Below are 24,248 nucleotides of genomic sequence, written 5' to 3' on the forward strand. Positions count from 1 at the left end.
GGCCAGTGCCAACACCTTTCGGTTGTGGGCTCGTCCGTCGGAGTGCTCGGCGACGGATGCGTCCGTCGAGGACAGATCCGCCGCGGCAGGGCGCTCGGACTGGGCCGGTTCATCGTCGCGCAGCAGCCGGGGGAAGGCGGCGAGGGTCAGCGCCGCGCAGCCGATCGCGGCGAGCAGCAACGTTATTCGCATATCCCAGCCGGCGCGCAGGGTCGCGGCGCCCAGTAGCGAGCCGAGCAGTCCGCCGCCGGAGAACAGCGCATGGAAGGCCGACATGATCGGCCGGCCGTACGCCCGCTCCACGTGCACGGCCTGGGTATTCATGGAGACGTCGAGCGCGCCGTTGCCGAAACCGAAGCAGGCCAGCGCGAGCGCCAGGGTGACCGGGCCGGTGGCCAGTCCGGGCCCGATCACCGCCGCCGACGCGATGATCGCCGCGACGGCGACCAGCGTCCGACTGCCGAACCGATCCGCGAGCGGTCCGGCGATGCGCATGCCGACGATACCCGCGCCGGCCATCAGCAGGATGAACATTCCCAGCGTCGACTTCGCGACGCCGGTCCGATCGGTGATCGGCGGAATGTGCACCACCCACATGGCCAGCAGGAAGCCGTTGAGGCCGAACACCGTGAACACGGCGGCCCTGGCGACGCGGGTCGGTCGATCGGCAGTCGGAGTCAGCACCATCTCGACGGTACCGATGATATTTCGATGCTTACCCACCCCCTCGATGTCCGGCAGCAGACCGGCTCGACCGCACGGTATCCGGGGCGGGACATCGTCGGCCCACCGGTCCGGAAGCCGGAGCGCGCCGCTGCGATCCGGTTCCACGGGTCTGCACAGTCTCTTCCGTTCCAACCATCAACTAGCCCAAAATGTTCCAGCTGCCCGCCGCGGCGTTCGCGCGCGCGTACTCCGTGAAATCCCTTGGCTCCCTGCCCAAAGCGCGTCGCACGCCGTCGGTCGTGGTCGAGTTCCTGCCGTCCAGGATGGTGCCGAAGAGGTAGTCGAGCAGGCTCACCACATCGGTGGGCAGCTGGTATTCGGTCAGTGCCGCAACGAAGTCCGTGCGCGAGACGGGGACGAAGGCGATGTCGCGCCCGGTCGCCGCGGCGATCTCGGCGACCGCCTCGGCGAAGGTCAGCGCGCGCGGTCCGGTCAGCTCGTAGACCTCGCCGCCGTGCCCGTCCTCGGTGAGCGCGAGCGCGGCGATCTCGGCGACGTCGTCGGCGTGCACGAACGGCTCCGGCACATCGCCGTTCGGCAGCGCGACCCGTCCGGCCAGGATGTAGTCGGTGAACGCGCCCTCGCTGAAGTTCTGCGCGAAGAAGCTGCAGCGCACGATGGTCCACTCGAGGCCGGATCCGCGCACGATCCGCTCGCACTCCAAGGCCTCCGGCTCGCCGCGGCCGGAGAGCAGGACGAGCCTGCGCACGCCGGCCCGCTTCGCCGCGGCCGCGAAGGCGCGCAGGGTCTCTGCCGCGCCGGGTACCGCGAGGTCGGGCTGGAAGGCGAGGTAGGCGGCGTGCACACCGGCCAGCGCCGCGGGCCAGGTGTCGCGGTCGGCCCAGCTGAACGGGGTCGGCGCCGAGCGGGAGCCGAGCCGGATCGGGTGGCCCTGCTGCGCCAACCGGGCGGCGACGCGGCTGCCGGTCTTGCCTGTCCCGCCGGTCACGAGGATCTGGGGTGCGGTGCTGTCGGTCATGGTTCGAGTACAGCGGTAAGGGGGCTGGACGAGACATAGTTCAGCGGCTCTCGACCATGCGTCATCGTCTACTGTTGGGGCGTGGATGCGCTCGCCAGTCTGCTCGAAGGTCCACGTGCCCGCGGCGCGTTCCTCATGTGTTCGCTGCTCGCGCCGCCGTGGTCGCTGCACATTCGGGACGAGGCGCCGCTCACCGTCGTGTCGATGGTGCGCGGCGGCGGGTGGATCATGATGGGCAAGCGGGGGAGTCAGGCCGCCCCGCGACAGCTGTGCGAGGGCGATGTCGCGATCTTCCGCGGGCCCGACCACTACACGGTCGCCGACGACCCGGCCACCGAACCGCAGATCTTCATCCACCCCGGCAACGTCACCAAGACCGCCGACGGCGAGACACTATGCGAGACATTGAGTCTCGGCGTCCGCCAGTGGGGCACCGACGCGGACGGCGCCACCATGATGGTCACCGGGACCTACGAGTCGGCGGGCGCGGCCAGCCAGCGCCTGTTGCGCGCGCTGCCGCCCCTGATCGTGCTCCAACGCGGCGATTTCGACACCAGGATTCTCGACATCCTGGTCGACGAGGCGATCAGGGACGAGCCCGCGCAGGGCGCGGTGCTCGACCGCCTGCTGGACATGGTGCTGATCGCCGCTTTGCGCGCCTGGTTCGCCCGCAACGACGCACCCGCCTGGTACCACGCCTACGGCGATCCGCTGGTCGGCAAGGCGCTGCGGCTGCTGCAACACAATCCGGCGCACGGTTGGACGGTGGCCGGGCTGGCCGAGGCGGTCGGGGTGTCCAGGGCCGCGCTGGCTCGCAGGTTCACCGATCTGGTCGGCGAGCCGCCGATGTCCTTCCTCACCGAGTGGCGCCTCGCGCTCGCCGCCGACCTGCTCGCCGAGTCCGACGCGACCATCGAATCCATCGCCCGCCAGGTCGGTTACGGCAGCGCCTTCGCGCTGAGCACCGCGTTCAAACGCCACTTCGGCGTCAGCCCGCGCGACCACCGCCAGGGCGCCACCCCGGCTGAGCTATCGTCGGCCGGGTGACGCAGCAGTATCCGGTGCTCTGGCCGATGCCCACCCGCTGGGCGGACAACGACCACTACGGGCACGTGAACAACGTAACGTACTACTCGTACTTCGACACCGCGGTCAACGCGTGGCTGATGCACGCCACCGGCACCGACATCCGCGACCTGCCCGCCCTCGGCGTGGTCGCACAGACCTCCTGCCAGTACGTCGGCTCCCTGAGCTTCCCCGATCAACTCCAGGTCGGCCTGCGCGTCTCCCGCCTCGGCCGCTCCAGCATCACCTACGACCTCGCCATCTTCCGCGACACCGACGGCGCACTCGAACTGTCCGCCACCGGCACCTTCGTGCACGTCTACGTCGACGCCGAAACCCGCAAGCCCGTGGAGATCCCCGAGGTGATTCGCGCCGCCGCCGCCGCCCTCGTCACCGACTGACCCTAGATGTGGCTGAGGAGGGTCAGGGGGTCCTCCAAGAAGCTCGCGGTGGTGGAGAGGAAGCGGGAGGCTTGTTCGCCGTCGATCATGCGGTGGTCGAAGCTGATGCCCAGGGTGGTGACCCAGCGGATGGCCAGTTCGTCGTGGAAGACCCAGGGGCGCTTGCGGATCGAGCCGAGGCAGAGGATCGCGGCCTCGCCCGGGTTCACCAGCGGTACGCCGGTGTCCACGCCGAAGACGCCGACGTTGGTGATGGTGAAGGTGCCGCCGCGAAGGTCGGCGGGGCTCGCGGCGCCCGAGCGCGCGGTCTCGGCGAGCCGGCCGATCTCGCGGGTGAGGTCGCGCAGGGACAGTGACTGGGCCTCTTTGATGTTCGGGACGAGGAGTCCGCGGTCGGTGGCGACGGCGACGCCGAGATTGACGTAGTGCTTGGTGACGATCTCCTGATTCGCCTCGTCCCAGTAGGTGTTGATCCGCGGGAACTCGGCCAGCGCCGCCACGGCCGACTTGGCCACCAGGGCGAGCGGCGTAAGCGGTAGTCCGGCAAAGGGTTTCGTGCCGCGCAGGTGATCGAGCAGCTCCATCGAGGCGGTGCAGTCGAGGGTGACGAAGGTGCTCGCCTGCGGGATGGTCTGGGCACTGGTGACCATGGCCGCCGCGGTGCGCTTGCGCACGCCGCTGATCGGGGTGCGAATCTCGCGGGCTGCGGGACGGACCGCACCCGCGCCGTCGGCGGCTGTCATCCCGGAGTCGCCGGCGGCCGCACCCCTGACCTGCGACTGGTTGGCGGGTGTGTGCGGCTGTGTGACCGGGACGGCGTCACGCACGTCGTCGACGGTGACCGCCCCGCCTGGCCCCGAGCCCGGGACGGACCACAGATCGATGCCCAGTTCCCGCGCGAGCCTGCGGGCGGCGGGTGTCGCGGCCGCTCTGGCGGTGGTCGGGGTGGGGCGCGCGTTGCCCGAGACTTGTTCTGCCGCTCCGTCTTCGGCGGGGTAGTCGTCCGTTTCTCCGCCACCAGGTTCGGATTTGGGCCGACGCCTCCTGGACACCGCCTCACCCTCGGGCCCATACCCCACCAACACCGCGGTCCGCCCCGATCCGGCCCCGTCACCCGCGGCCTCGGCGCTGTCCGCCGGCCTTTCCCCCTCATCCGGCGACTCACCATTCCGCACCCGTATCAACGGCGCACCGACCAGCACGGTCTCCCCGGGCTCGGCGAGCAACTCCACCACTCGCCCGGCGAAGGGCGAGGGCAGCGCGACCACCGCTTTCGCCGTCTCCACCTCCGCGATGGTCTGATTCAGCGCCACCTCGTCGCCGACGCCGACCGACCAGGACACCAGCTCCGCGTCGGCCAGCCCCTCGCCGAGGTCGGGCAGGCGGAACTCCAGCACGCCTTGCTGTTGGGCGCGATCCTCCACGGGAACACCTCTCACTACGACGAACCGGCGTCAGGCGGCGAGCGTTCGATCGACCGCGGCGAGGATGCGGTCGGGATCGGGCAGGTGGAATTTCTCGAGTTTGGCTGGGGGATAAGGAATGTCGAAGCCGCCGACGCGCAGCACCGGCGCCTCCAGGTGATAGAAGCAGCGTTCGGTGATCCGTGCGGCGATCTCCGCGCCGAGACCGGCGAAGACGGGCGCCTCGTGCGTGACGATCAACCGGCCGGTCTTGGCGACGGACTCCTCGATGGTGTCGAAGTCGATCGGCGAGAGGCTGCGCAGATCGATGACCTCGAGCGAATGCCCCTCCGCCGCGGCGATTTTCGCGGCGGACAGGGCGGTCGCCACGGTGCCGCCATAGGCGACGACGGTGGCGTCGTCGCCGACGGCGCACACCCTGGCGCGGTCGAGCGGCAGGCCGCCGTCGCGATCGAGCGCGAGGAAGTCGACGTCGGCCTTGTCCCAGTAGCGCCGCTTGGGCTCGAAGAAGATCACCGGGTCGTCTAGCGCGATCGCCTGGCGGATCATGAGATACGCGTCGGCGGGGTTGCTCGGCGTCATCACGCGCAGCCCCGCGGTGTGCGCGAAATAGGCCTCCGGCGACTCGGAATGGTGCTCGACCGAGCCGATGCCGCCGCCGAACGGGATGCGAATCGTGATGGGCGCGTTGACCTTTCCCTGCGTCCGGTAATGGATCTTGGCCACGTGCGAGACGATCTGATCGAAGGCCGGGTACACGAACCCGTCGAACTGGATCTCGCACACCGGCCGGTATCCGCGTAGCGCCATGCCGAAAGCCGTTCCCACGATGCCGGATTCGGCGAGCGGGGTGTCGATGACGCGGTTGTTGCCGAAGTCCTTCTGCAAGGTGTCGGTCACCCGGAAGACGCCGCCGAGGCGGCCGATGTCCTCGCCCATGAGAAGGACCTTGGGGTCGTCCTCCAGCGCGCGGCGCAGTCCGGTGTTGAGCGCGCCTGCGAAAGTGGTGATCATGAAGGGACTCCTTCTGGTCGCGCGGCCGCCTCGCCGGGATCGCCGGCCAGGTAGTCCGCGTACTCCCGGCGCTCTTCGGTGATGAGCGCGTGCGGGGTGGTGTAGACGTGCTCGAACAGGTCCATCGGTCCCGGGTTCGGCATCTCGATGGTCGACGTGCGGACCTGCCGGGCGACCTCGTCGGCGTGCTCGGCGACCTGGCGCTCGAACGCGTAGTCGAGCAGCGACTCGCGCTCCAGCAGCCTGCGTAGCCGGTCGATCGGGTCGCGGCGGGCCCACTCCTCGGTCTCCGCCGATGAGCGGTAGCGGGTGGGATCGTCGGCGGTCGTGTGCGGGCCCATCCGGTAGGTGAGGGCCTCGATGAACGAGGGGCCGCCGCCCGAGCGGGCGCGGGCCACCGCCTGGCGCGTCACGGCGAGCACCGCGAGCACGTCGTTGCCGTCGACCTGCACGCCGGGGATGCCGTAGCCGTAGGCCCTGCGCACGATCGGGGTCTGGCTCTGCACCTTCACCGGTTCGCTGATCGCCCAGTGATTGTTCTGGCACAGGAACACCACCGGCGCGCTCCAGCTCGCCGCGAAACCGAGCGCCTCGGCGATGTCGCCCTGGCTGCTCGCGCCGTCGCCGAAGTAGGCGATCGTGGCGATCTCCGCGCCGTCGAGGTGCGCCGCGTACGCGTAGCCCGTCGCGTGCAGGCCCTGCGAGCCGACGATGATGTTCGGGTTGGTCATATTGACCGCGCTCGGGTCCCAGCAGGAGTGCGCGACGCCGCGCCAGAGCCGGGTGATCTCGGTGGGGTGCACGCCGCGGCAGTAGGCGACGGCGGCCTCGCGATAGCTGCAGAACACGTAGTCATCGGGGTGCAGGGCGTGGGCCGAGCCGACCTGGGTAGCCTCCTGGCCCAGCAGCGGGGCCCAGAGACCGAGCTGGCCTTGGCGCTGCAGCGCGGTCGCCTCGGTGTCGATCCGGCGGGTGACGACCATGTCTTCGTACAGCGCGCGTAGCCGTTCGGGTCCGACATCGGCGACCAATGCGGCGTGTTCTCGATCGAGGACACGGCGACCATCGGGCTGGACCAATTGAACCGGATATTCGACCTTGTCCGACATCGGAGCCGCCTCCTCACCCCTGTGGTGTGCTCTACCTCACAGCATCCACGATAATGCGTTGTGCGCAAGCGACCGATAGGGGAATGCGCAGAATGCTCAATTGTTACCCCTCGACCAATGTCATACTGCGTTGCATGACCAGAGAAAACGTCGATGTGACCTTGGACGCCACCGACGCCAGGCTCTTGCTGGAACTGGTCGCCAATCCGAGAGCCACCGGCGTGGAACTGGCCGCGCGGCTCGGATTGTCCCGCAATACCGTGCAGGCCCGGCTCTCCCGCTGGGAGGCGGGCGGCGTGCTCGGCAGTTTCGAGCGCCGGGTGCAGCCGCGCGCGCTCGGATATCCGCTCGCCGCGTTCGTCGCGGTGGTCGTCGATCAGCACCAATTGGATTCGGTCGTGGACGAACTCGCCGAGGTGCCGGAGGTGACCGAGGTGTGCGGCATGACCGGGCTCACCGATCTGACCGTCCGCGTGGTCGCCAGGGACGCTGACGACCTGTATCGGATCGCCGGGCAGATATTGAAGATTCCCGGCGTGGAGCGCACGAATATGGCCTTGGTGATGCGCGAACTGGTCGGGCCGCGCACCGCGCCGCTGCTGAATCGCCTGTCGCGCGGTAACTGACCGTCGCGCATTCGCGGCGGCTGGTCCGCGCGGCCCGACTAAGGTGCGGGAATGGAGATTTCGGGCAGAGTCGCGATCGTCACGGGGGCCGGCGCGGGAATCGGTGCGGCACTGTCGCGCAGGCTGGTCGCCGAGGGTGCGCGGGTCGTGCTCGCCGACCTCGATCTCGACGGGGCCGCCCGGGTCGCCGAGTCGCTCGGCGCGGCCGCGGTGGCGGTCGGCGGAGACGTCGCCGACGAGCGGGTCATTCGCGGGCTGATCGATCGCGCGGAGGCCGAATTCGGGCCCGTGGACCTCTATTTCGCGAACGCGGGCATCGGCGGCGGCGCGGGGCTCGACAGCACCGACGCGCAATGGGCGGCGGCGCTCGAGGTCAATGTGCTCGCCCATGTGCGCGCGGCGCGGCTGCTCGTGCCCGGCTGGCTGGCGCGCGGGGGCGGCTACTTCGTGTCGACCGCCTCGGCGGCCGGGCTGCTCACCCAGCTCGGGTCCGCGCCCTACGCGGTCTCCAAGCACGCCGCCGTCGGGTTCGCCGAGTGGCTGTCGGTCACCTACGGCGACAATGGAATTCGCGTGAGCTGCGTCTGTCCGATGGGGGTGGACACGCAGCTGTTGCAGTCCGGCCTCGTCCCGCCGGAGCACGCCGCCGAGGCGGAACTCGCGGTGAAGGCGGTGAAGACGGCGGGCGCGGTCCTGTCCCCGGAGCAGGTGGCCGAGATCGTCGTCGCCGGCGTCGAGGCCGAGCGCTTCCTGATCCTTCCGCACCCTGAGGTGCTGAAGATGTACAGCCACAAGGGGACCGACTACGACCGCTGGCTCGACGGCATGCGCCGGTTCCAAGCCGCGCTGCGCGGCTGAGCCGGAAGAAGCTCACTCGCGCGGTGACAGTACTTTGCGGACAACCAGTCCCGCGATGAGTGCCCAGAAGGCCGCGCCGACGCCGAGGAAGCCCACGCCGGAGGCGGCGATCAGAAAGGTGACGATGCCTGCCTCGCGGTGCTTCTCGGACGCGAGCGCGCCGGTGAGCGCGGCGGCGAGGGTGGCGAGAAGGGCAAGGCCCGCAACGGTTTCCAGGACGCCCCTGGGTGCGGTGGCGATGAGGGTGACCAGCGCGGCCGAGCCGAGGGCGAGCACCAGGTAGCCGCCGCCCGAGGTGAAGGTGGCGATCCAGCGCTTCTTCGGGTCGGGGTGGGCGGAGGGCGCCGCCGAGAGCGCCGCGCTGATCGCGGCGAGATTGATGGCGTGGCCGCCTGCGGGCGCGCCGAGGATGGTGCCGATACCGGTGACCGTCATCGCCGCTCGCCACGGAACCTGGTAGCCGAAGGATTTCATGACCGCGGTGCCCGGAATGTTCTGCGAGGCCATGGTGACGATGTACAGCGGTATCGTCACGCCGATGATCGCCTGCCAATTCCAGTGCGGCAGTGTGAGTTCCACCGACGGCGCCATCGCGGCGAGATCGAGGTGCCGGTGCTGCACGGCGATGCTGATGCCCGACCCGGCCGCCGCCGTGACGAATGCCGCGATCACCGCCCAGCGCTTGGCCACCCGCTGCAGCACCAGCCACACCAGGATCACCGGAATCACCACCGCCGGACTGGACTGCACAGCCTTCACCGGCGCCAGGCACAGCGGCAGCAGCACCCCGGCCAGCATGGCCTGCGCGATCTCCACCGGAATCGCGGCGACCAGATTCCCGAGCCGCTGCCACAGGCCGGTGATCACGATCAACACCCCGGCGATCGCGAACGCGCCGACCGCGGCGGGCCAGCCGCCCACCACCGCTCCGGTGCTCGCCAGCAGCGCCGCACCCGGCGTCGACCAGGCCAGCGTGATCGGCATCCGATACCGGTAACTGAGTAGCAGCATGCCGATCGCCTGCGTCACGCACACCGCGAGCAGGCCCGACGCGGCCTGCACCGCGTTCGCGCCCACGGCGTTCAGCCCGCTGAGCACCACCGCGAACGAGCTGGTGAAACCGACCAGCGCGGTGACGACGCCCGCGCCGATCGGCTGCGCGAGGCCGACCTCGGGGACAACGGCCGGCGCGGACCCGGGGTTCGGCTCGGCGGGCGCCTGCGTGGCTGACGAAACGTTCGACATTGTGGCGATCCTGCCCGCGACTGGACTGCTCCGTCACGGGCCAGTCGGCCGAAACTGGACCGAATTGGCGCACGCGGCGCACGCCCGGACGACCGCGCCGCACCGACCGGCGAGTAGCCCCGGGGTGTGGTCACCCTGGCCGGCTCGGCTGCGTAGGGTGGAGAATATTCCGTGCGCGAAGGTGCGATTACTGGACTAGGAGCTGGGTTGAGCGCGGTACTGATCTCACCGGTGGAGCTTCGGGAGGCGTTGCCGGACAAGCGGGTTCGCCTGCTCGACGTCCGGTGGGCGCTGGGCGACCCGGACGGGCCGCAACACTATCTGGACGGCCACATCCCCGGCGCGGTGTTCGTCGACATGGAGACCGAGCTCGCCGCGCCGCCCTCGCCCGCGCGGGGCAGGCACCCGCTGCCGGACATCGCGCAGTTGGAGAAGTGCGCCCGCAGCTGGGGCATCCGCACGGGCGACCCGGTGGTCGTCTACGACGCGACCGGCGGCATGGCGGCCGCCCGCGCCTGGTGGCTGCTGCGCTGGGCTGGCATCGCCGACGTGCGAATTCTCGACGGTGGGCTCCCCGGCTGGACGAACGCGGGCGGCGAACTCGCCACGGGCACCGAGCCGGACCCCGAGCCGGGCGACGTCGCGCTGAGCCCCGGACACCTCCAGGTCATCGATGCCGACGCCGCCGCCCGCTGGCGCGGCGTGCTGCTCGACGCCCGCGCGGGCGAGCGCTACCGCGGCGAGGTCGAGCCGATCGATCCGCGCGCGGGGCACATCCCCGGCGCCGTCAGCGCGCCCACCGCCGAGAACCTCGACGCGGAAGGGCGGTTCCGCGCGCCGGCCGAATTGCGTGACCGCTTCGCCGGATTCACCGCCGAACCGGTCGCGGTCTACTGCGGCTCCGGCGTCACCGCCGCGCACCAGGTGGCGGCCCTCGCCGTCATCGGCATCGACGCGGCCCTCTATCCCGGTTCGTGGTCGCAGTGGTCGAACGATCCGAAGCGGCCCGTCGCCACCGGAAGCTGATCAGGGGCAGGTTCGCGCCACGCCCCACAGCGCAGCGCTGTCGGCGGCGGTGATCGGCAGTTCGTAACGCGCGGCCACGGTGAGGTACTTGCCCGCGTAGAAGCAGTGGTTCGCGCGGGCGGGCGGCAGCCACTGGGCGGGAGTCTTGTCGCCCTTGGCCTGGTTGGTGCGGCCGTCGGTGGCGAGCAGGTTGACGTCGAGATCGTTGGCGAAGCGGATGCGGCGCTCCGGCGGCCAGGCGGCCGCGCCCAGATCCCAGGCGGCGGCCAGCGGGTACACGTGGTCGATCTGCACGTCGTTGGCGTCGGCCTTCTCGAAGGGGATCTGCTTGCCGGTGTACGGGTCGGTCAATGTGCCGCCGACGACCACGCAGTCGTGCGTCCCGGGCCGGAAGCCGACCCCGGCGAGCTGCTTGGCCAGCACATTGTTGCGGGTATCGCAGCCGTCGTGGCCGCCGGGCCCGTCGTTGTCGTCGGTCCACGCGGGCCCGAACACGCAGCCCTGCCCCGGTTTACAGCCGCGTTCGTAGCCGCCGGGGTGTGGCCGTTCCGGAACCACGCGGACCTCGGCGAGCAACTGCTCCACCTCGGCCCTGGTCGGGCTGCCCGGCGCGGGCGCCGCGGGGGACACGCCCAGTTCGGCGCACCCCGCGATAGACAGCCCGACGAGCGCGCCGATGAACCAGCGCCGAATGTCCATGACGCCAGAGGTACACGGGGGGACCGACATTCGTTGAACCTGAACTACGAGCAGTGGTCAGCAGTGCGGCGACGCCACCCGCACAACAGGATCGCACGAGCAGATCGTCATCGGCGACCTTGCTCGCCTCGGCGGGAACCGGTGGCCGAGATCCAAGTATGTTCCGGCGGCGGCCGGAAAACCAGCGGACGCGGGATCGCTCAGTCGCGGTTCTCGCTCAGGACGGCGTTGCGTTCGAGGGCTTGGTCGAGTTGGTCTTCGAGAGAGATGATTCGGCACGCCGCCTCGAGCGGTGTGCCCTGGTCGACCAGTTCGCGGGCGCGCGCGGCGATGCGCAGCTGATGGCGTGAGTAGCGCCGGTGGCCGCCCGAGGAGCGTTGCGGGGTAATCAATTTCGCCTCGTCCAGGCTGCGCAAAAACGCCTGGGTGGCGCCGATCAGGTCTGCGGCCCGGCCCATCGTGTAGGCGGGGTAGTCGTCGTCATCGAACTTTTCGTTTGCGGTGGTGGGTTCAGAAATCGCGGTGCCTCCACACGACGAGTGCCCCGGTGCCTAAGGGCACCGGGGCACTGAACGGGAATTACTAACCATCTTCCGACATGTATCCGAACTTCGGTCGCCGCCCGAACTGCCTGTACTGGTGGGCGACGCGACGGTGGGCAACTCCTTCCTTCTCTTCACGGGCACTTCGTGTACTTCGTTTCTCCTTTTCGGCGGGGCGGCCGGGACCTCTGATCGTGCTGGTCCACCGGCCGCACCGACCGTCCTACCTTCACGGGCAGTTCGTGATCTCCCGTGCCTCTCGAGACTTCTTTCTCTGTTCGCACTAGAGAAGTTACATGTCCATCGCCTGAATGTCTACAGTCGCCACGGTAGATTTTTTCGGACGTGTCGAACGAGGTCCTGACCGCTCGGCTGGGTGGCTCTGGGTCTCGATGGGGTCGCGCAGCGCTGTCGGACCCACCTGCTTGGATGAGTTGATGCTGCACGGTCTGTGGTCGCCGGGATCCGGGTTGCTGCTCTGGCACGACTCGCCGCTCACCGCGCTGCCCGATCCGTTGGGCGGCGTGTTGCGCGCGTCCCGATTCCGGCACCGGGCGGAGGTGCTCGTAACCGGCGCGCAGGGGACGGCGACCGAGCAGGTGCGTGCGCACGCGATGGCGCCGGTCGCTGCGGCAGCGGCGCTGCGGCAGCGGCTTCCGGCCGAGGCGGTATCGGGTGATCTGCGCTTCCTCGCGCATGTCGCGCACGGCATCGAACGCTGGGTGCGGGGCGGCCGGATCGTGCCGGAGCTGCGCCGGGACGACGGGCAGTGGTGGGCGCGCTGGCGGCTGGTCGGCGGCGAGCGGCAGCGCGCCTGGCTGGCCGAGCTCGCGGTGGCCATGCCCGCCGCGCTGCGGGTGGCCGGTCGGCCGAACGCGGTGCTCGAAGACCTGGTCACCGAGCTCACCGATCCGATCGCGCGGGCGCTGATCGACCCGCCGGACTCGGCGCATCCCCTGGTGGACGCGCTCGTGCGCGATATCGCGCTGGACGAGGGCAGCTACCGGGTGGCCGAGGCGCTCGAGCACTGGCGTGCCTCGCTGACCGGCGACGAGCCGGAACTGGTGCTGCGCCTGCTCGAACCGGACGGCGAACTCGGCATCGCGGACGAGTCGGTGGCGCTGTGGCGGCTGGAGGTCTGCCTGCGCGTCGACGGCGAGGCGCCGAATCCCGTTCCGCTGCACGGCGATCAGAACCTGCTGCGGATCGCGGTGGAGAAGCTCGGCGAGGCGCAGCGGGCCTACCCCCGGCTGCGCGACCTGCCGAGCGATCCGCGCTCGATGGACCTGCTGCTGCCGACCGAGGTCGTGGTCGACCTGGTCGAGCACGGCGCGCACGCGTTGCAGGCCGCGGGGGTACGGCTGCTGCTGCCGCGCGCCTGGAGCGTCAGCGCGCCGAGCATGCGGCTGCGGGTGGAGAGCGCGGTGCCCGCCGCCGAGAGCACCGTCGGCATGCCCGGACTGGTCTCCTACCGCTGGGAACTCGCGCTCGGCGACACCGTGCTGACCAAGGCCGAGATGGAACGCCTGGTCAGCAGCAAGTCCGATCTGGTCCGGCTGCGCGGCGACTGGGTGCAGGCCGACCACAAGGTGCTGGCCGCGGCCGCCCGCTACGTCGCCGCGCACGCCGACACCTCCGAGATCACCTTCGCCGACCTGATCGGCGAACTCGCCGCGGGCCGCGTCGAACAGGTGCCGGTCACCGAGGTCAGCGCCACCGGCTGGGCCGCCGACGTCCTCGACCGGACCCGCGAACTCGAGCCGATCACCCCGCCGGTCGGCCTGAAGGCCCAACTGCGCCCTTATCAGAAGCGCGGCCTCGCGTGGCTGGCGACCATGAGCCGCATGGGTTTCGGCGCGATCCTGGCCGACGACATGGGTCTCGGCAAAACCGTCCAGGTGCTCGCCCTGTTGGTGCACGAGCGCGAGGCGGCGGCGCGCGAGGCGCGCGCGAAGTCGAAACCGCGTCGCCGCAAGTCGGCGGAGTCGGTGGTCGTGTCGCTGGACGACGCGCGGCAACGCAAGACGGCCGAGGACGGCGCGCCCGGCCCGACCTTGCTCGTGTGCCCGATGTCGGTGGTGGGCAACTGGCAGCGGGAGACCGAACGTTTCGCGCCGGATCTGCGGGTCTGGGTGCATCACGGCGTCGGCCGGCTTTCCGGTGCGGAGCTGGACGCGACGGTCGCCGAGTCGGATCTGGTGATCACCACGTACTCGCTGCTCGCCCGCGACCTGGACGAGCTGAAGCGTCAGTCGTGGGACCGCATCGTGCTGGACGAGGCGCAGCACATCAAGAACGCCGGGACCAGGCAGTCCCGTGCGGCTCGCGCCCTGCCCGCCCGGCATCGGCTGGCGCTCACCGGGACTCCGGTGGAGAACCGGCTGGAGGAGCTGCGCTCGATCCTGGATTTCGCGGTGCCGAAGATGCTCGGCAGTCCGCAGACGTTCCGGGCCCGCTTCGCCGTGCCCATCGAGCGCGAGCGGGACGAGAACGCGATCAGCCGGCTGCGGATGATCACCCAGCCGTTCGTGCTGCGCCGGGTGAAGACCGATCCCGCCGTGATCACCGACCTGCCGGACAAGCTCGAGATGACGGTGCGCGCCAACCTCACCGTCGAGCAGGCCGCGCTCTATCAGGCGGTGGTCGACGACATGCTGGCGAAGATCAAGGACGCGAAGGGCATGGCGCGCAAGGGTGCTGTGCTCAGCGCGCTGACTCGGCTCAAGCAGGTGTGCAACCATCCGGCGCACTTCCTCGGCGACGGTTCGGCCGTGCTGCACCGCGGCAGCCACCGCTCCGGCAAGCTCGCCCTGGTGGAGGACGTGCTGGACGCGGTGCTCGCGGACGGCGAGAAGGCGTTGCTGTTCACCCAGTTCCGTGAGTTCGGTGAGCTCATCGCGCCCTACCTGGCCGAGCGCTTCGGCACCGAGATCCCGTTCCTGCACGGCGGGGTGCCCAAGCAGCGCCGCGACGGCATGGTCACCCGGTTCCAGGAGCCGGCCGGGCCGCCGCTGATGTTGTTGTCGCTCAAGGCCGGTGGCACCGGGCTGAACCTCACCGCGGCCAATCACGTGGTGCACCTGGATCGTTGGTGGAACCCGGCGGTGGAGAACCAGGCCACCGACCGCGCGTACCGGATCGGGCAGCAGCGCAATGTGCAGGTGCGCAAGCTGGTCTGCGTCGACACCATCGAGGAGCGGATCGACGAAATGATCAACGGCAAAAGGCAACTCGCCGATCTGGCCGTCGGCGCGGGAGAGAACTGGATCACCGAGCTCAGCACCGACGATCTGCGTGAGCTGTTCACCCTCGGCGCGGAGGCGGTGGGCGAGTGAGTCCCTACATCGATTACAGCGAGTTCGGCAAGCGCCGCCCGGTCCGCGGCGGCGTCGAGGCCCGCAGTCGCCGCGGCGGTTTCGGGCGCACCTGGTGGGGCCGGGCGCTGATCGAGGCGGTCGAGCAGATGGCCGACGCCGGACGCATGTCGCGCGGGCGCACCTACGCGCGGGCCGGGCAGGTGGTCAGCTACCGGATCGAGCCGGGCGCGGTGACCGCGGAAGTGCAAGGCAGTCAACCTCGCCCGTTCACCGCGGTGTTCACCGTCCGGCCGCTGCGGGAGGAGGAGCTCGAGCTGCTGATCGAGACGATCCGCGACGCGCCGGGCATGCTCGCCGAGATCGCCTCCGGCGCGCTGCCGATCGCGCTCGGTCCGCTGCTGCTGCCGACCACCGCCGCCGACCTGGATTTCACCTGCACCTGCCCGGACCCCGGCTGGCCGTGCAAACACGTCGCCGCCGTCTGCTACCTGCTCGCCGAACGCCTCGACGAGCGTCCGCGCGAGATTCTCACGCTGCGCGGGCTCGACCTCGACACCCTCATCGGCGGCATCGAACGCGACCTGCGGGCCATCGACTCGGCGGATCCCTACGGGGACGAGGCCGCGCTGCCGGACCTGCCGAAGGTCGAGTTCCGGCCCGCGCCAGAGGATCTCGATCCGCTGCTGCTGCGCAAGGCGATGCGGATGACCTCGGCCGAGGAGTCGATCGCGGCGGCGGGGTTGCGCGATCTCACCGCGCTGTACCGAATGTTCGAGCGTTGATTGAATTCGAGTGCTGTCTCGAGTATCCGGTCGCCGGGATCGTGCGCACGTCTCGGCAGTTGCGGCAGGCTCGTGAGCGGGAGACCCGGCTTGGTGAGCATCCGGCGTCGGGGCTTGCGGTTGCCTCCGGACTTTTCGGGGCGGGATCAGGTCCGGTGACACAGGGACCGGGACTTCCCGACACCGGATGCCTCACCCAGTGTGCGCGCGGCGAACCCGCCCGGGTACTGCCCGAGGGTCGCCCAGTCGCTGCCATTGCGCCCGGAACTTCGGGCAGTACCTCCGTCTTGCCTAGGCTGGAAATCGTGACCGGCACGAGTTCGCCACTCCGATGACGCCCGCCGACGATCTCGGCACCGCCGTTCCGCTCGCGCGGCCGCCGCGCCGGGTGGTGTCGCTGGTGCCCTCGCTGACCGAGGCCGTCGCCGTGACCTGCTCCGAGGTTCTGGTAGCCGCGACCGAGTGGTGCACGCATCCGGCGGATCTGGCGGTCGAGCGGGTCCGCGGCACCAAGAACCCGAACGTGCGCCGCATCGTCGAGCTCGCGCCCGATCTCGTGCTGTGCAATATGGAGGAGAACCGGCGCATCGACGTCGATCGCCTGCGTGCCGCCGGAATCCCGGTGTGGGTCACCAGGATCGAGACGGTGGACGACGCGCTCGCCTCGCTCACCCGGCTTTTCACCGTCGCCCTCGGCGTCGACCGCCCCGCGTGGCTCGCCGAGGCCGCAGCCGTCTGGGCGCCGCCGCCACCCACGCCGCCGCGCGACGCCGTGATCCCCATCTGGCGCAATCCGTGGATGGTGGTCGGCCGCGACACGTTCACCGGTGATCTGGCGGCCCGGCTCGGCCTGCGCCTCGTGCACGCCGACCGCCCGGACCGCTACCCCCGCCTCACCGAGCGGGAGCTGACCGCCGGCGTCGACCTCGCGGTCCTCCCCGACGAGCCGTACGTCTTCACCAGAACCGATGGCCCCGACGCCTTTCCGGGCATCCCGGTCGCGCTCGTCGAGGGCCGCAGCCTCACCTGGTACGGCCCGTCCCTGGCGACCGCGCGGCAAACGCTCACCCGGCAACTGGCTGACGCCTTCCGAGCTCAGCCGAGCTCGTAGTCGAACCAGATGTGGTGCCCGCCCGCCTCGTCCACGCTGAGGCCGCCGGTGCCGGCGATGCCGGCCAGGTCACCCGTACCGCTGGCGGGGACGATGACGAAGGATTCGGCGGTGCGGTCGCTGCCCGAGGTGGTCGCGGAATGGGTGAAGTTGAAAGTGCCCGCGACGCCGTTCAGCGCGCCCTCGAACGACTCCATCGCGACATACGTCCCGACCCCGCTCGCCTGATCGAACGCCGCAGTGAAGAGCGTCGCCGAGCGGCCGGTGATCTCGCCGTCGAACTTCTTCTCGATCTGCGCGATGCCGACCGGGAGCGCGGTCTCGATCGGAGGGTCGGGCACCACCTCGGTCGGGACGAACGAGACGACGGAGAAGGTGCCGGTTGCTTTCATGCGCCGCAGCGTAACCGCGGGCACCGACACTCTTCGGGCGCCACCGCCGAAGATCGTGGCCGTTAAGCCGACCTCGCGAACCGGTAGTCGGTCAGGTCGAAGTGCCCGCTGCGCCAGGCCGCCTCGACGGTGGTCATCGGCCGCAGCGGCACGTCGCCGTGCTTGTCGAAGTAGTAGCTGTTGGACACCGCGCAGCTGTCCTGCCAGAACACCTGGCCGCCGCGCCGGTCGAGCATCTCCTTGAAGTAGCGGTCGTTGGCCTCGCGGGTCACCTCGACCACCGTCGCGTTGCCGGCGCGGGCGTGCCGCAGGCAGCGCAGGATGTGCCGGGTCTGGTTCTCGATCAGTGCGAAGTAGGACGAGCCGTTGTAGCCGTAGGGTCCGATGATGGAGAAGAAGTTCGGGAATCCCGGAACGCTCACGCCCTCATAGGCTTGCAGCCGATTCTCGTCCCACCACTTCTCCAGGTCCAGCCCGCCGAGGCCGCGCAGGTCGTACGTCGGCATATTGCCGGACTCCATCACCTTGAAGCCGGTGGCGAGGATCAGCACGTCGACCGGGTACTCGGTGCCGCCGGCGGTGCGCACGCCGGTGGCGGTGATCCGTTCGATCGGGTCGGTCTCCAGCACCACATTGTCGCGGTTGAAGGTGGCCAGGTAGTCGTTGGAGAAGCTCGGCCGCTTGCAGCCCAAAGCGTAACGCGGCGTGAGCTTTTCGCGGGTCGCCGGATCGTGCACCTGGCTGCGCAGATGGGCGAGGCCGATCCGCTCGCCGAGCGCGGCGGTCGGCAGATTCTTGTGATAGTGCGCGGCGATCGGGAACGTGAGCTCCACGTACGTCTGGCTGATCAGCCGGGTGAGCGAGCGGGCGCCGGGTATCCGCAGCGCCCACTGCACCGGCTTGGGCAGCGGCAGATCCAGCCGGGGCAGGCACCAGATCGGCGTGCGCTGGAAGACGACCAGCCGGTCTACCTCGGGCGCGGTCTCCGGAATCACCTGCACCGCAGAGGCTCCCGTGCCGATGATCGCGACCCGCTTGCCGCGCAGGCTCTGCCGATGGTCCCAGCGCGAGGTGTGCATGGTGACGCCGGTGAAGTCGTCGACGCCGGGGATCTCGGGCAGCTTGGGGCGGGTCAGCACGCCGGTGGCGCTGATGACGAAGCGGGCCGTGAGCTCGCCGCCGTCGGCGGTGCGCAGCAGCCAGCGACAGCCGTCCTCGTCGAACTCCGCCTCGGTAATGGTGGTATTGAACCGAATTCGCGGTCGCAGCTCGTATTTGTCGACGCACGCCTCGGCGTAGGCCTTCAATTCCCGTCCGGGCGCGTAGGTGCGGGACCAGCCGGCGCGCTGTTCGAAGGAGAACTGATAGCTGAACGACGGAATGTCCACGGCGATACCGGGATAGGTGTTCCAGTGCCAGGTGCCGCCGACACCGTCGGCGTCGTCGACGATGAGGAAATCGTCGAAACCGTTCTCCCGCAGTTTGATCGCGGCGCCGATTCCGGAGAAACCCGCGCCGACGATGATCACCTCGTGGTCGATTCCGTTGCTGGTCATGCCACCTCCCGTAGTCGGCGTGGAAATACTGCGCCGCCGACCGGTAATTGGCCGCACATGCCATCAATTAGGCGCGAGGTCGGTAGTTTTGTCAACGACCGCTACGTCCGCTTCACAGCATTCGAACCGCCACGCCGGGTGGTCGATCCGATACACGCGCCGGGCGTTGTCCCGGAATATCCGCGCCAGCTCCCGCGGCCCGCCGCCGTGGTCGGTGATTACGGTGGCGATCACCTCGATGCTGTCGGCGATGCTCGTGATCGGTTTGTCCACCGGGAAATTCGAGCCCCAGATCAGGCGGTCGGCGCCGAAGACGTCGAGGGCGTGCTCGACGAGCGGGCGAACCCGGTCCACCAGCACCGGTACCGGGGTGCTCGTCCCGCGCGGCGGCACCGGGTGACCGAGCACCGGCATCATGAGCCCGCTCACCTTCGCGACCACGTTCGGCTGCTCGGCGAGCGCGGCGAGGTCGTCGCGCCACCGCTGCGACAGCGCGCGACGCTGCCCGGGGTCGGCGCCGGTGCGCTTGCCGATCGGGCCGAAAAGTCCTGCGGGAGTGCCGAGATGGTTCAGCACGATCGGCACCTCCGGGTACCGCTCGGCCAGCGCCGTCACGTCCGGGATGGCGTGCGAGTACACCCAGGCCTCGAACGAGAGATCACGCTCGGCCAGTCGTTCGAACCCGCTCAGGAACTCCTTGGCGGCGAGCGCGCCCGCGTGGTCGGCGTACGGCCGCACGCCGGGATCGGGGTGATGCGCCGAGTGCGAACGGATGCCGCGCAGCAGCGGCGCGGCGGCCAGATGCGCGTCGAGCAGCGCGGCGAACTCGAGGGCCGCCGGATCCGCGCAGCCGAGGATCGCGCCGAGCTCGGGATTGTCGCCGCCGAACGGTAGCCGGGCCACCCACGCCGTCTCGTCGGCCTCGGCGAGCGGATCCTTGCCGACCCAGCCGACCTCGATGTGCACGATCGCGTCGATCGGTTCGCCGCCGGCGTCCGCTCGGTAGTCCGCGGGCAGGTAGGGGCGGGTGTAGGCGGTCGGATCGCCGATGAACTCGCGATCTCGGCGCGGGGCGAGGCGTTTGGCCAGGCCCATCGGGAGCGGCACCCTCTTCAGCAGCTTCGCCGTCCCGCTGAACACCCGCGGTGTGGTGAACGGGTCCCACTGATGGATGTGTGCGTCGATGATCCGAATGCCCGAGAGATCCATGTTCGCCGTCCCAACGCGCCGGTGTCCCTGCCCCGGCGATTGTCACACGGCGACAGCGCTATTCGGCCGGGATCGGCCGGTCACGGTTCCGTCTCGGGCGCGATGATCACACGTTGCGCCGATATTGGCCCCCGACGGTGAAGAAGGTGTCGGTGATCTGCTGCAAGGTGCAGACGCGGGCGGCCTCCATCAACACCTCGAAGATGTTGTCGTCGGTGCGGGCGACGGCCTCGAGGCGGGCCAGGGCGGCGTGCGCGGCATCGCGATGCCGGTGCTGGAACTCGCGGACCCGGGTCAGCTGGGACTGTTTCTCCGCCTCCGTCCCCCTGGCCAGTTCGATCTCGTGCTTCGGCTCGCCGTGCGGGTTGCGGAAGGTGTTGACGCCGATGATGGGCAGTGAGCCGTCGTGCTTGCGGTGCTCGTAGCGCATGGACTCGTCCTGGATCTTGCCGCGCTGGTAGCCGGTCTCCATCGCGCCGAGAACGCCGCCGCGCTCGCTGATCCGATCGAACTCGGCCAGCACCGCCTCCTCGACCAAGTCGGTGAGCTCGTCGATGAGAAAGCTGCCCTGCAAAGGGTTTTCGTTCATCGCGACGCCCCACTCGCGGTTGATGATCAGCTGGATGGCCAGCGCGCGGCGCACCGACTCCTCGGTGGGGGTGGTCACCGCCTCGTCGTAGGCGTTGGTGTGCAGGCTGTTGCAGTTGTCGTAGATGGCGATGAGCGCCTGCAGCGTGGTGCGAATGTCGTTGAAGCTCATCTCCTGTGCGTGCAGCGAGCGCCCGGAGGTCTGCACGTGGTACTTCAGCTTCTGCGAACGTTCGTTGGCGCCGTAGCGATCTCGCATGGCGACCGCCCAGATGCGCCGGGCCACCCGGCCGATCACCGAGTACTCGGGGTCCATGCCGTTGGAGAAGAAGAACGACAGGTTCGGCGCGAAGTCGTCGATGTTCATCCCGCGCGCGAGATAGGCCTCGACATAGGTGAATCCGTTGCTGAGGGTGAAGGCGAGCTGGCTGATCGGGTTCGCCCCGGCCTCGGCGATGTGGTAGCCGGAGATCGACACCGAGTAGAAGTTGCGGACGCCGTTGCGCACGAACCACTCCTGGATGTCGGCCATCATGCGCAGGCTGAACTCGGTGGAGAAGATACAGGTGTTCTGGCCCTGATCCTCCTTGAGGATGTCGGCCTGCACGGTGCCGCGCACCGTCGCCAGCGTCTTCGCCCGGATATCGGCGGCCTCGGCCTCGGTCGGCGGACGCCCCTCGGCGGCCGAGAACCGTTCCAGCGCTTGGTCTATCGCGGTGTTCAGGAAGTACGCGAGAATTGTCGGCGCCGGGCCGTTGATGGTCATCGACACCGAGGTCGTCGGCGCGGTCAGGTCGAAACCGTCGTAGAGCGCCTTCATGTCGTCGAGTGACGCGATGGAGACACCGGAGGTGCCGACCTTGCCGTAGATGTCGGGGCGTTCGGCGGGGTCGTGGCCGTAGAGCGTCACCGAGTCGAACGCGGTGGACAGCCTTTTCGCGTCGGCGTACTCGCTGAGCACCTTGAAGCGCCGGTTGGTGCGGAACGGATCGCCCTCGCCCGCGAACATCCTGGCCGGATCCTCGTTGTCGCGCTTGAACGGGAAGACCCCCGCGGTGAACGGGAATCGGCCGGGCAGGTTCTCCGCGCGCAAGAACCGCAGCAGCTCGCCGTGGTCGGTGAAGCGCGGCAGCGCGACCCGAGGAATCGAGTTGCCCGACAACGTCTCTCGGCGCAGCGAGGTCCGGATCTCGCGGTCGCGCACCCGCACCACCTGCTCGTCGCCGCGGTAGGACTCGGCCAGCGCGGGCCACTCGGCGAGCAGGGCGGCGTTGTCGGGAGTCAGTTCGGCGCGGGCCTTCTCGGCCAGCTCGGCGACGGCCTCGTCCTGGGGTAGCTCCGCCGCCACCTGCTCGAGGCGCTGCACGCGCTGTGCGGCAACGACTTGCGCGGCGGTCGCGGCGTGATAGTCGCGCACGGTCTCGGCGATCTCGGCCAGGTAGCGCACGCGAGGCGGCGGAATGATCTGGGCGAAACGCGTGGACACGCGGGTGTTCACCCGGGGGAGCACGCCCTGCTCCAGCCGCAGGCCGCGCTCGGCCAGCAGTCCGGCCAGGTGCTGATACAGCGCGGTGACGCCGTCGTCGTTGAAAGTCGCCGCGCTCGTGCCGAAGACGGGCATGTCCTCCGGCGCGGCGGAGAACTCCTCGCGATTGCGGATGAGCTGGCGCGAGACGTCGCGCAGCGCGTCGGCGGCGCCTCGTCGCTCGAACTTGTTGATGGCCACCACATCCGCGAAGTCCAGCATGTCGATCTTCTCCAGCTGGGAGGCGGCGCCGAACTCCGGTGTCATCACATACATGGACACGTCGACGTACTCGGTGACCGCGGCGTCGCCCTGGCCGATGCCCGGCGTCTCCAGGATCACCAGGTCGTAACCCGCTGCCCTGCAGGCGGTTACGATCAGCGCGATATTGTTCGGCAGCTCTCGCCCACCCCGGGTGGCCAGCGAGCGGAAGAAGATGTGGTCGCCGTCGAGCGCGTTCATCCGGATGCGGTCGCCGAGCAGCGCGCCGCCGCCGCGGCGCCGGGTCGGGTCCACCGCGAGAATCGCGACGCGCAGCTTGTCCTGCTGGTCCGAGCGCAGCCTGCGCACCAATTCGTCGGTGAGCGAGGACTTTCCGGAGCCGCCCGTCCCGGTGATGCCCAGCACCGGCACCGTGCGCGCGGCGGCCGCCTCGATCAGCGATTGCCGGTCCGCGTCGGACAGCGCGTCCTGCTGAATACAGGTGATGGCGCGGGCGAGCGCGGCGCGTTCGCCGGCGAGCACCGCCTCCGGCACGGGCGGTTCGGCGCCGAGGTCGACGTCGCAGGCGCGAATCAATTGATTGATCATGCCGGGCAGGCCGAGGCGCTGGCCGTCCTCGGGGGAGAAAATGGTGACGCCGGATTCGGCGAGCCGCGCGATCTCCTCGGCGACGATGACGCCGCCGCCACCGCCGAATATCCGAACATGTTCGGCCCCGGCCTTTTTCAGCGCGTCGGCGAGATACTCGAAGTACTCGACGTGACCGCCCTGATACGAACTGACCGCGACGCCCTGCGCGTCCTCGGTGAGCACCGCGTCGACCACCTCGCTGACCGAGCGATTGTGGCCGAGGTGGATCACCTCCGCGCCCTGCGCCTGCAGGATGCGGCGCATGATGTTGATCGCGGCGTCGTGCCCGTCGAACAGGGCCGCCGAGGTCACGAAGCGGACGGGGTTGGACGGCGTGTAGAGCGCGCTGTTATCGGCCACGGTATTCCTCCGGCGATTCCCACTGGCGCCCGATACTAGGACGTCAAACTAATTCTACGGTGATGCCGATCACAGCGCCAGGTCGAACACGCCCGGGCAATTCCGGAAAGACAACCGGCCGGTTTCCGCTCACCGTGAACGCAAAGGGCGACATTCGGTCCCGGCTCGGGTTCCGATGGGACGCGATGCGCTTCGACATTCATCCGCTCGAATCCACGAGGACGATCCATGGGACGAAACTCTTATCGGCTCGCCGCCGCGGCGGCCGCCCTCGGCCTGTCGACGTTCGCGGCACCGTTGGCGCACGCGGACTCGGCGTCGCTGAACGGACTCTTCGCCCTGTCGCCCGGCGTGTGCTCGGGCGGGGCGGTGACCGGCAGCTTCTTCCGGATGATCCTGCCGACCGGTGACGCGGGCGGGCCCTACCTGGCCAACAGCGACTCGGCCTGCAGTGATCAGACGGTGACCACGCTGTCCGCCGGCAGCGACGGCGGGCTGGTCAGCGGCGAGTACCAACCGCAGCCCGCGGCGGCCTTCGACGGTGCGGGCAATGCCCGGTCTGGTCGGGTGACCACGCCGGTCCGGTTCTACGGCGTCGATTTCGCCACCGCGACCAACCCCACCGATCCGCAGACCGGCGGCGGGACCGCGGTGCCGCAGCTGTACTCCGACGGCGGGCAGCTGTCCGGTGATCTGAGCAGTCTCGGCGTCACCTGGAACAACCAGGTGTTCAACCAGGGAGCGCCGAAACCGGGCGGCGGGCTGCCGGGGAAGACCAGTGCGGTGCGCGGCACGATCGACGGGGCGGGGAATTTCGTGTTGGAGTGGACGAGTCAGATCGT

General features: G+C 69.6%; 20 protein-coding genes and 1 pseudogene. 9 read left to right on the forward strand and 12 right to left on the reverse strand.

Features of this window, described 5'->3' with window-relative positions:
* Both ON39_RS06470 and ON39_RS06475 read right to left on the reverse strand, forming a co-directional pair.
* Positions 1-687: MFS transporter (locus ON39_RS06470; RefSeq protein WP_040732284.1), on the reverse strand; the 687-nt coding region annotated here is incomplete at its 3' end.
* A 178-nt stretch (positions 688-865) separates the two neighbouring features.
* On the reverse strand, positions 866-1,705 hold the full coding sequence (locus tag ON39_RS06475; protein ID WP_040732255.1) for an NAD(P)H-binding protein: 840 nt from the start codon (positions 1,703-1,705) through the stop codon (positions 866-868).
* Between the two features lie 81 nt (positions 1,706-1,786).
* Here ON39_RS06475 and ON39_RS06480 point away from each other — a divergent pair, with 81 nt between their 5' ends.
* Positions 1,787-2,752 (forward strand): AraC family transcriptional regulator, encoded by a 966-nt coding sequence (locus ON39_RS06480; protein ID WP_040732256.1) that lies wholly within the window; start codon positions 1,787-1,789, stop codon positions 2,750-2,752.
* A gap of 26 nt (positions 2,753-2,778) precedes the next feature.
* Positions 2,779-3,171, forward strand: coding sequence for an acyl-CoA thioesterase (locus tag ON39_RS06485; protein WP_051186357.1), 393 nt, complete (start codon positions 2,779-2,781; stop codon positions 3,169-3,171).
* 2 nt (positions 3,172-3,173) lie between these two features.
* Here ON39_RS06485 and ON39_RS06490 read toward each other — a convergent pair whose 3' ends face one another.
* Genes ON39_RS06490 through pdhA form a run of 3 tightly spaced genes read right to left on the reverse strand, consistent with a single transcriptional unit; the run spans position 3,174 to position 6,718 of the window.
* Entirely contained in the window at positions 3,174-4,595 is a 1,422-nt protein-coding gene (locus ON39_RS06490; RefSeq protein WP_051186356.1) for a dihydrolipoamide acetyltransferase family protein, read from the reverse strand.
* A gap of 30 nt (positions 4,596-4,625) precedes the next feature.
* Positions 4,626-5,609, reverse strand: a complete 984-nt coding sequence (locus ON39_RS06495) for an alpha-ketoacid dehydrogenase subunit beta (RefSeq protein WP_040732259.1) — start codon at positions 5,607-5,609, stop codon at positions 4,626-4,628.
* Positions 5,606-6,718, reverse strand: coding sequence for a pyruvate dehydrogenase (acetyl-transferring) E1 component subunit alpha (gene pdhA / locus ON39_RS06500; protein WP_040732262.1), 1,113 nt, complete (start codon positions 6,716-6,718; stop codon positions 5,606-5,608). The genes ON39_RS06495 and pdhA overlap by 4 nt, the downstream gene beginning before the upstream one ends.
* A 134-nt stretch (positions 6,719-6,852) precedes the next feature.
* Between pdhA and ON39_RS06505 the strand changes: the two genes are divergently transcribed.
* Both ON39_RS06505 and ON39_RS06510 read left to right on the forward strand, forming a co-directional pair.
* Entirely contained in the window at positions 6,853-7,344 is a 492-nt protein-coding gene (locus ON39_RS06505) for an Lrp/AsnC family transcriptional regulator (protein ID WP_040732264.1), read from the forward strand.
* 51 nt (positions 7,345-7,395) lie between these two features.
* Positions 7,396-8,202: an SDR family oxidoreductase gene (locus ON39_RS06510; protein ID WP_040732268.1), complete on the forward strand. Its 807-nt coding sequence runs from the start codon at positions 7,396-7,398 to the stop codon at positions 8,200-8,202.
* A 12-nt stretch (positions 8,203-8,214) separates the two neighbouring features.
* Here ON39_RS06510 and ON39_RS06515 read toward each other — a convergent pair whose 3' ends face one another.
* Positions 8,215-9,447: a benzoate/H(+) symporter BenE family transporter gene (locus ON39_RS06515; RefSeq protein WP_040732270.1), complete on the reverse strand. Its 1,233-nt coding sequence runs from the start codon at positions 9,445-9,447 to the stop codon at positions 8,215-8,217.
* A gap of 207 nt (positions 9,448-9,654) precedes the next feature.
* Between ON39_RS06515 and ON39_RS06520 the strand changes: the two genes are divergently transcribed.
* Positions 9,655-10,473 (forward strand): sulfurtransferase, encoded by an 819-nt coding sequence (locus tag ON39_RS06520; RefSeq protein ID WP_373283668.1) that lies wholly within the window; start codon positions 9,655-9,657, stop codon positions 10,471-10,473.
* Here the strand turns inward: ON39_RS06520 and ON39_RS06525 are convergent, their stop codons facing one another.
* Positions 10,474-11,172 (reverse strand): HNH endonuclease family protein, encoded by a 699-nt coding sequence (locus ON39_RS06525; RefSeq protein ID WP_083894276.1) that lies wholly within the window; start codon positions 11,170-11,172, stop codon positions 10,474-10,476.
* Between the two features lie 200 nt (positions 11,173-11,372).
* Positions 11,373-11,630, reverse strand: a complete 258-nt coding sequence (locus tag ON39_RS06530) for a helix-turn-helix domain-containing protein (RefSeq protein WP_083894277.1) — start codon at positions 11,628-11,630, stop codon at positions 11,373-11,375.
* 521 nt (positions 11,631-12,151) lie between these two features.
* On the opposite strand from ON39_RS06530, the gene ON39_RS06535 reads away from it, so the two are divergent.
* The 3 genes from ON39_RS06535 (at position 12,152) to ON39_RS06545 (ending at position 16,924) form a co-directional block, all read left to right on the forward strand.
* Positions 12,152-15,049 carry a DEAD/DEAH box helicase gene (locus ON39_RS06535; RefSeq protein WP_040732295.1) on the forward strand — a complete coding sequence of 966 codons (2,898 nt, stop codon included), beginning with the start codon at positions 12,152-12,154 and terminating at the stop codon, positions 15,047-15,049.
* The gene (locus ON39_RS06540) at positions 15,046-15,813 is read left to right on the forward strand and encodes an SWIM zinc finger family protein (RefSeq protein ID WP_040732273.1); all 768 of its coding nucleotides are present in this window, start codon (positions 15,046-15,048) and stop codon (positions 15,811-15,813) included. The genes ON39_RS06535 and ON39_RS06540 overlap by 4 nt, the downstream gene beginning before the upstream one ends.
* A 331-nt stretch (positions 15,814-16,144) precedes the next feature.
* A complete protein-coding gene (locus ON39_RS06545) occupies positions 16,145-16,924 on the forward strand; it encodes a helical backbone metal receptor (protein WP_040732275.1) in 780 nt (259 codons plus the stop codon).
* Here ON39_RS06545 and ON39_RS06550 read toward each other — a convergent pair.
* From ON39_RS06550 to icmF, 4 genes are all read right to left on the reverse strand, one after another.
* A complete protein-coding gene (locus tag ON39_RS06550; protein WP_040732298.1) occupies positions 16,909-17,316 on the reverse strand; it encodes a DUF3224 domain-containing protein in 408 nt (135 codons plus the stop codon). The two genes, ON39_RS06545 and ON39_RS06550, sit on opposite strands and share 16 nt — an antisense overlap.
* A gap of 62 nt (positions 17,317-17,378) precedes the next feature.
* A complete protein-coding gene (locus tag ON39_RS06555) occupies positions 17,379-18,872 on the reverse strand; it encodes a flavin-containing monooxygenase (protein WP_040732276.1) in 1,494 nt (497 codons plus the stop codon).
* Positions 18,873-18,935: 63 nt separating this feature from the next.
* Entirely contained in the window at positions 18,936-20,081 is a 1,146-nt protein-coding gene (locus tag ON39_RS06560) for an amidohydrolase family protein (protein ID WP_063713316.1), read from the reverse strand.
* Between the two features lie 106 nt (positions 20,082-20,187).
* Positions 20,188-23,406 (reverse strand): fused isobutyryl-CoA mutase/GTPase IcmF, encoded by a 3,219-nt coding sequence (gene icmF, locus ON39_RS06565; RefSeq protein ID WP_040732278.1) that lies wholly within the window; start codon positions 23,404-23,406, stop codon positions 20,188-20,190.
* A 228-nt stretch (positions 23,407-23,634) separates the two neighbouring features.
* Here icmF and ON39_RS06570 point away from each other — a divergent pair.
* Positions 23,635-24,248, forward strand: a pseudogene (locus ON39_RS06570) (hypothetical protein); the annotation flags it as partial.

Origin of the sequence: Nocardia tenerifensis NBRC 101015 (assembly GCF_000308715.1) — a bacterium.
GTDB lineage: Bacteria > Actinomycetota > Actinomycetes > Mycobacteriales > Mycobacteriaceae > Nocardia > Nocardia tenerifensis.

Coding starts and splice junctions, on each gene's coding strand:
- ON39_RS06550 (WP_040732298.1), bottom strand. CDS start 17,316: ATGAAAGCAACCGGCACCTTCTCCGTCGTCTCGTTCGTCCCGACCGAG.
- ON39_RS06535 (WP_040732295.1), top strand. CDS start 12,152: ATGCTGCACGGTCTGTGGTCGCCGGGATCCGGGTTGCTGCTCTGGCAC.
- ON39_RS06560 (WP_063713316.1), bottom strand. CDS start 20,081: ATGGATCTCTCGGGCATTCGGATCATCGACGCACACATCCATCAGTGG.
- ON39_RS06495 (WP_040732259.1), bottom strand. CDS start 5,609: ATGATCACCACTTTCGCAGGCGCGCTCAACACCGGACTGCGCCGCGCG.
- ON39_RS06485 (WP_051186357.1), top strand. CDS start 2,779: ATGCCCACCCGCTGGGCGGACAACGACCACTACGGGCACGTGAACAAC.
- ON39_RS06530 (WP_083894277.1), bottom strand. CDS start 11,630: ATGGGCCGGGCCGCAGACCTGATCGGCGCCACCCAGGCGTTTTTGCGC.
- pdhA (WP_040732262.1), bottom strand. CDS start 6,718: ATGTCGGACAAGGTCGAATATCCGGTTCAATTGGTCCAGCCCGATGGT.
- ON39_RS06545 (WP_040732275.1), top strand. CDS start 16,145: ATGACGCCCGCCGACGATCTCGGCACCGCCGTTCCGCTCGCGCGGCCG.
- ON39_RS06555 (WP_040732276.1), bottom strand. CDS start 18,872: ATGACCAGCAACGGAATCGACCACGAGGTGATCATCGTCGGCGCGGGT.
- ON39_RS06515 (WP_040732270.1), bottom strand. CDS start 9,447: ATGTCGAACGTTTCGTCAGCCACGCAGGCGCCCGCCGAGCCGAACCCC.
- ON39_RS06510 (WP_040732268.1), top strand. CDS start 7,396: ATGGAGATTTCGGGCAGAGTCGCGATCGTCACGGGGGCCGGCGCGGGA.
- ON39_RS06475 (WP_040732255.1), bottom strand. CDS start 1,705: ATGACCGACAGCACCGCACCCCAGATCCTCGTGACCGGCGGGACAGGC.
- ON39_RS06525 (WP_083894276.1), bottom strand. CDS start 11,172: ATGGACATTCGGCGCTGGTTCATCGGCGCGCTCGTCGGGCTGTCTATC.
- ON39_RS06505 (WP_040732264.1), top strand. CDS start 6,853: ATGACCAGAGAAAACGTCGATGTGACCTTGGACGCCACCGACGCCAGG.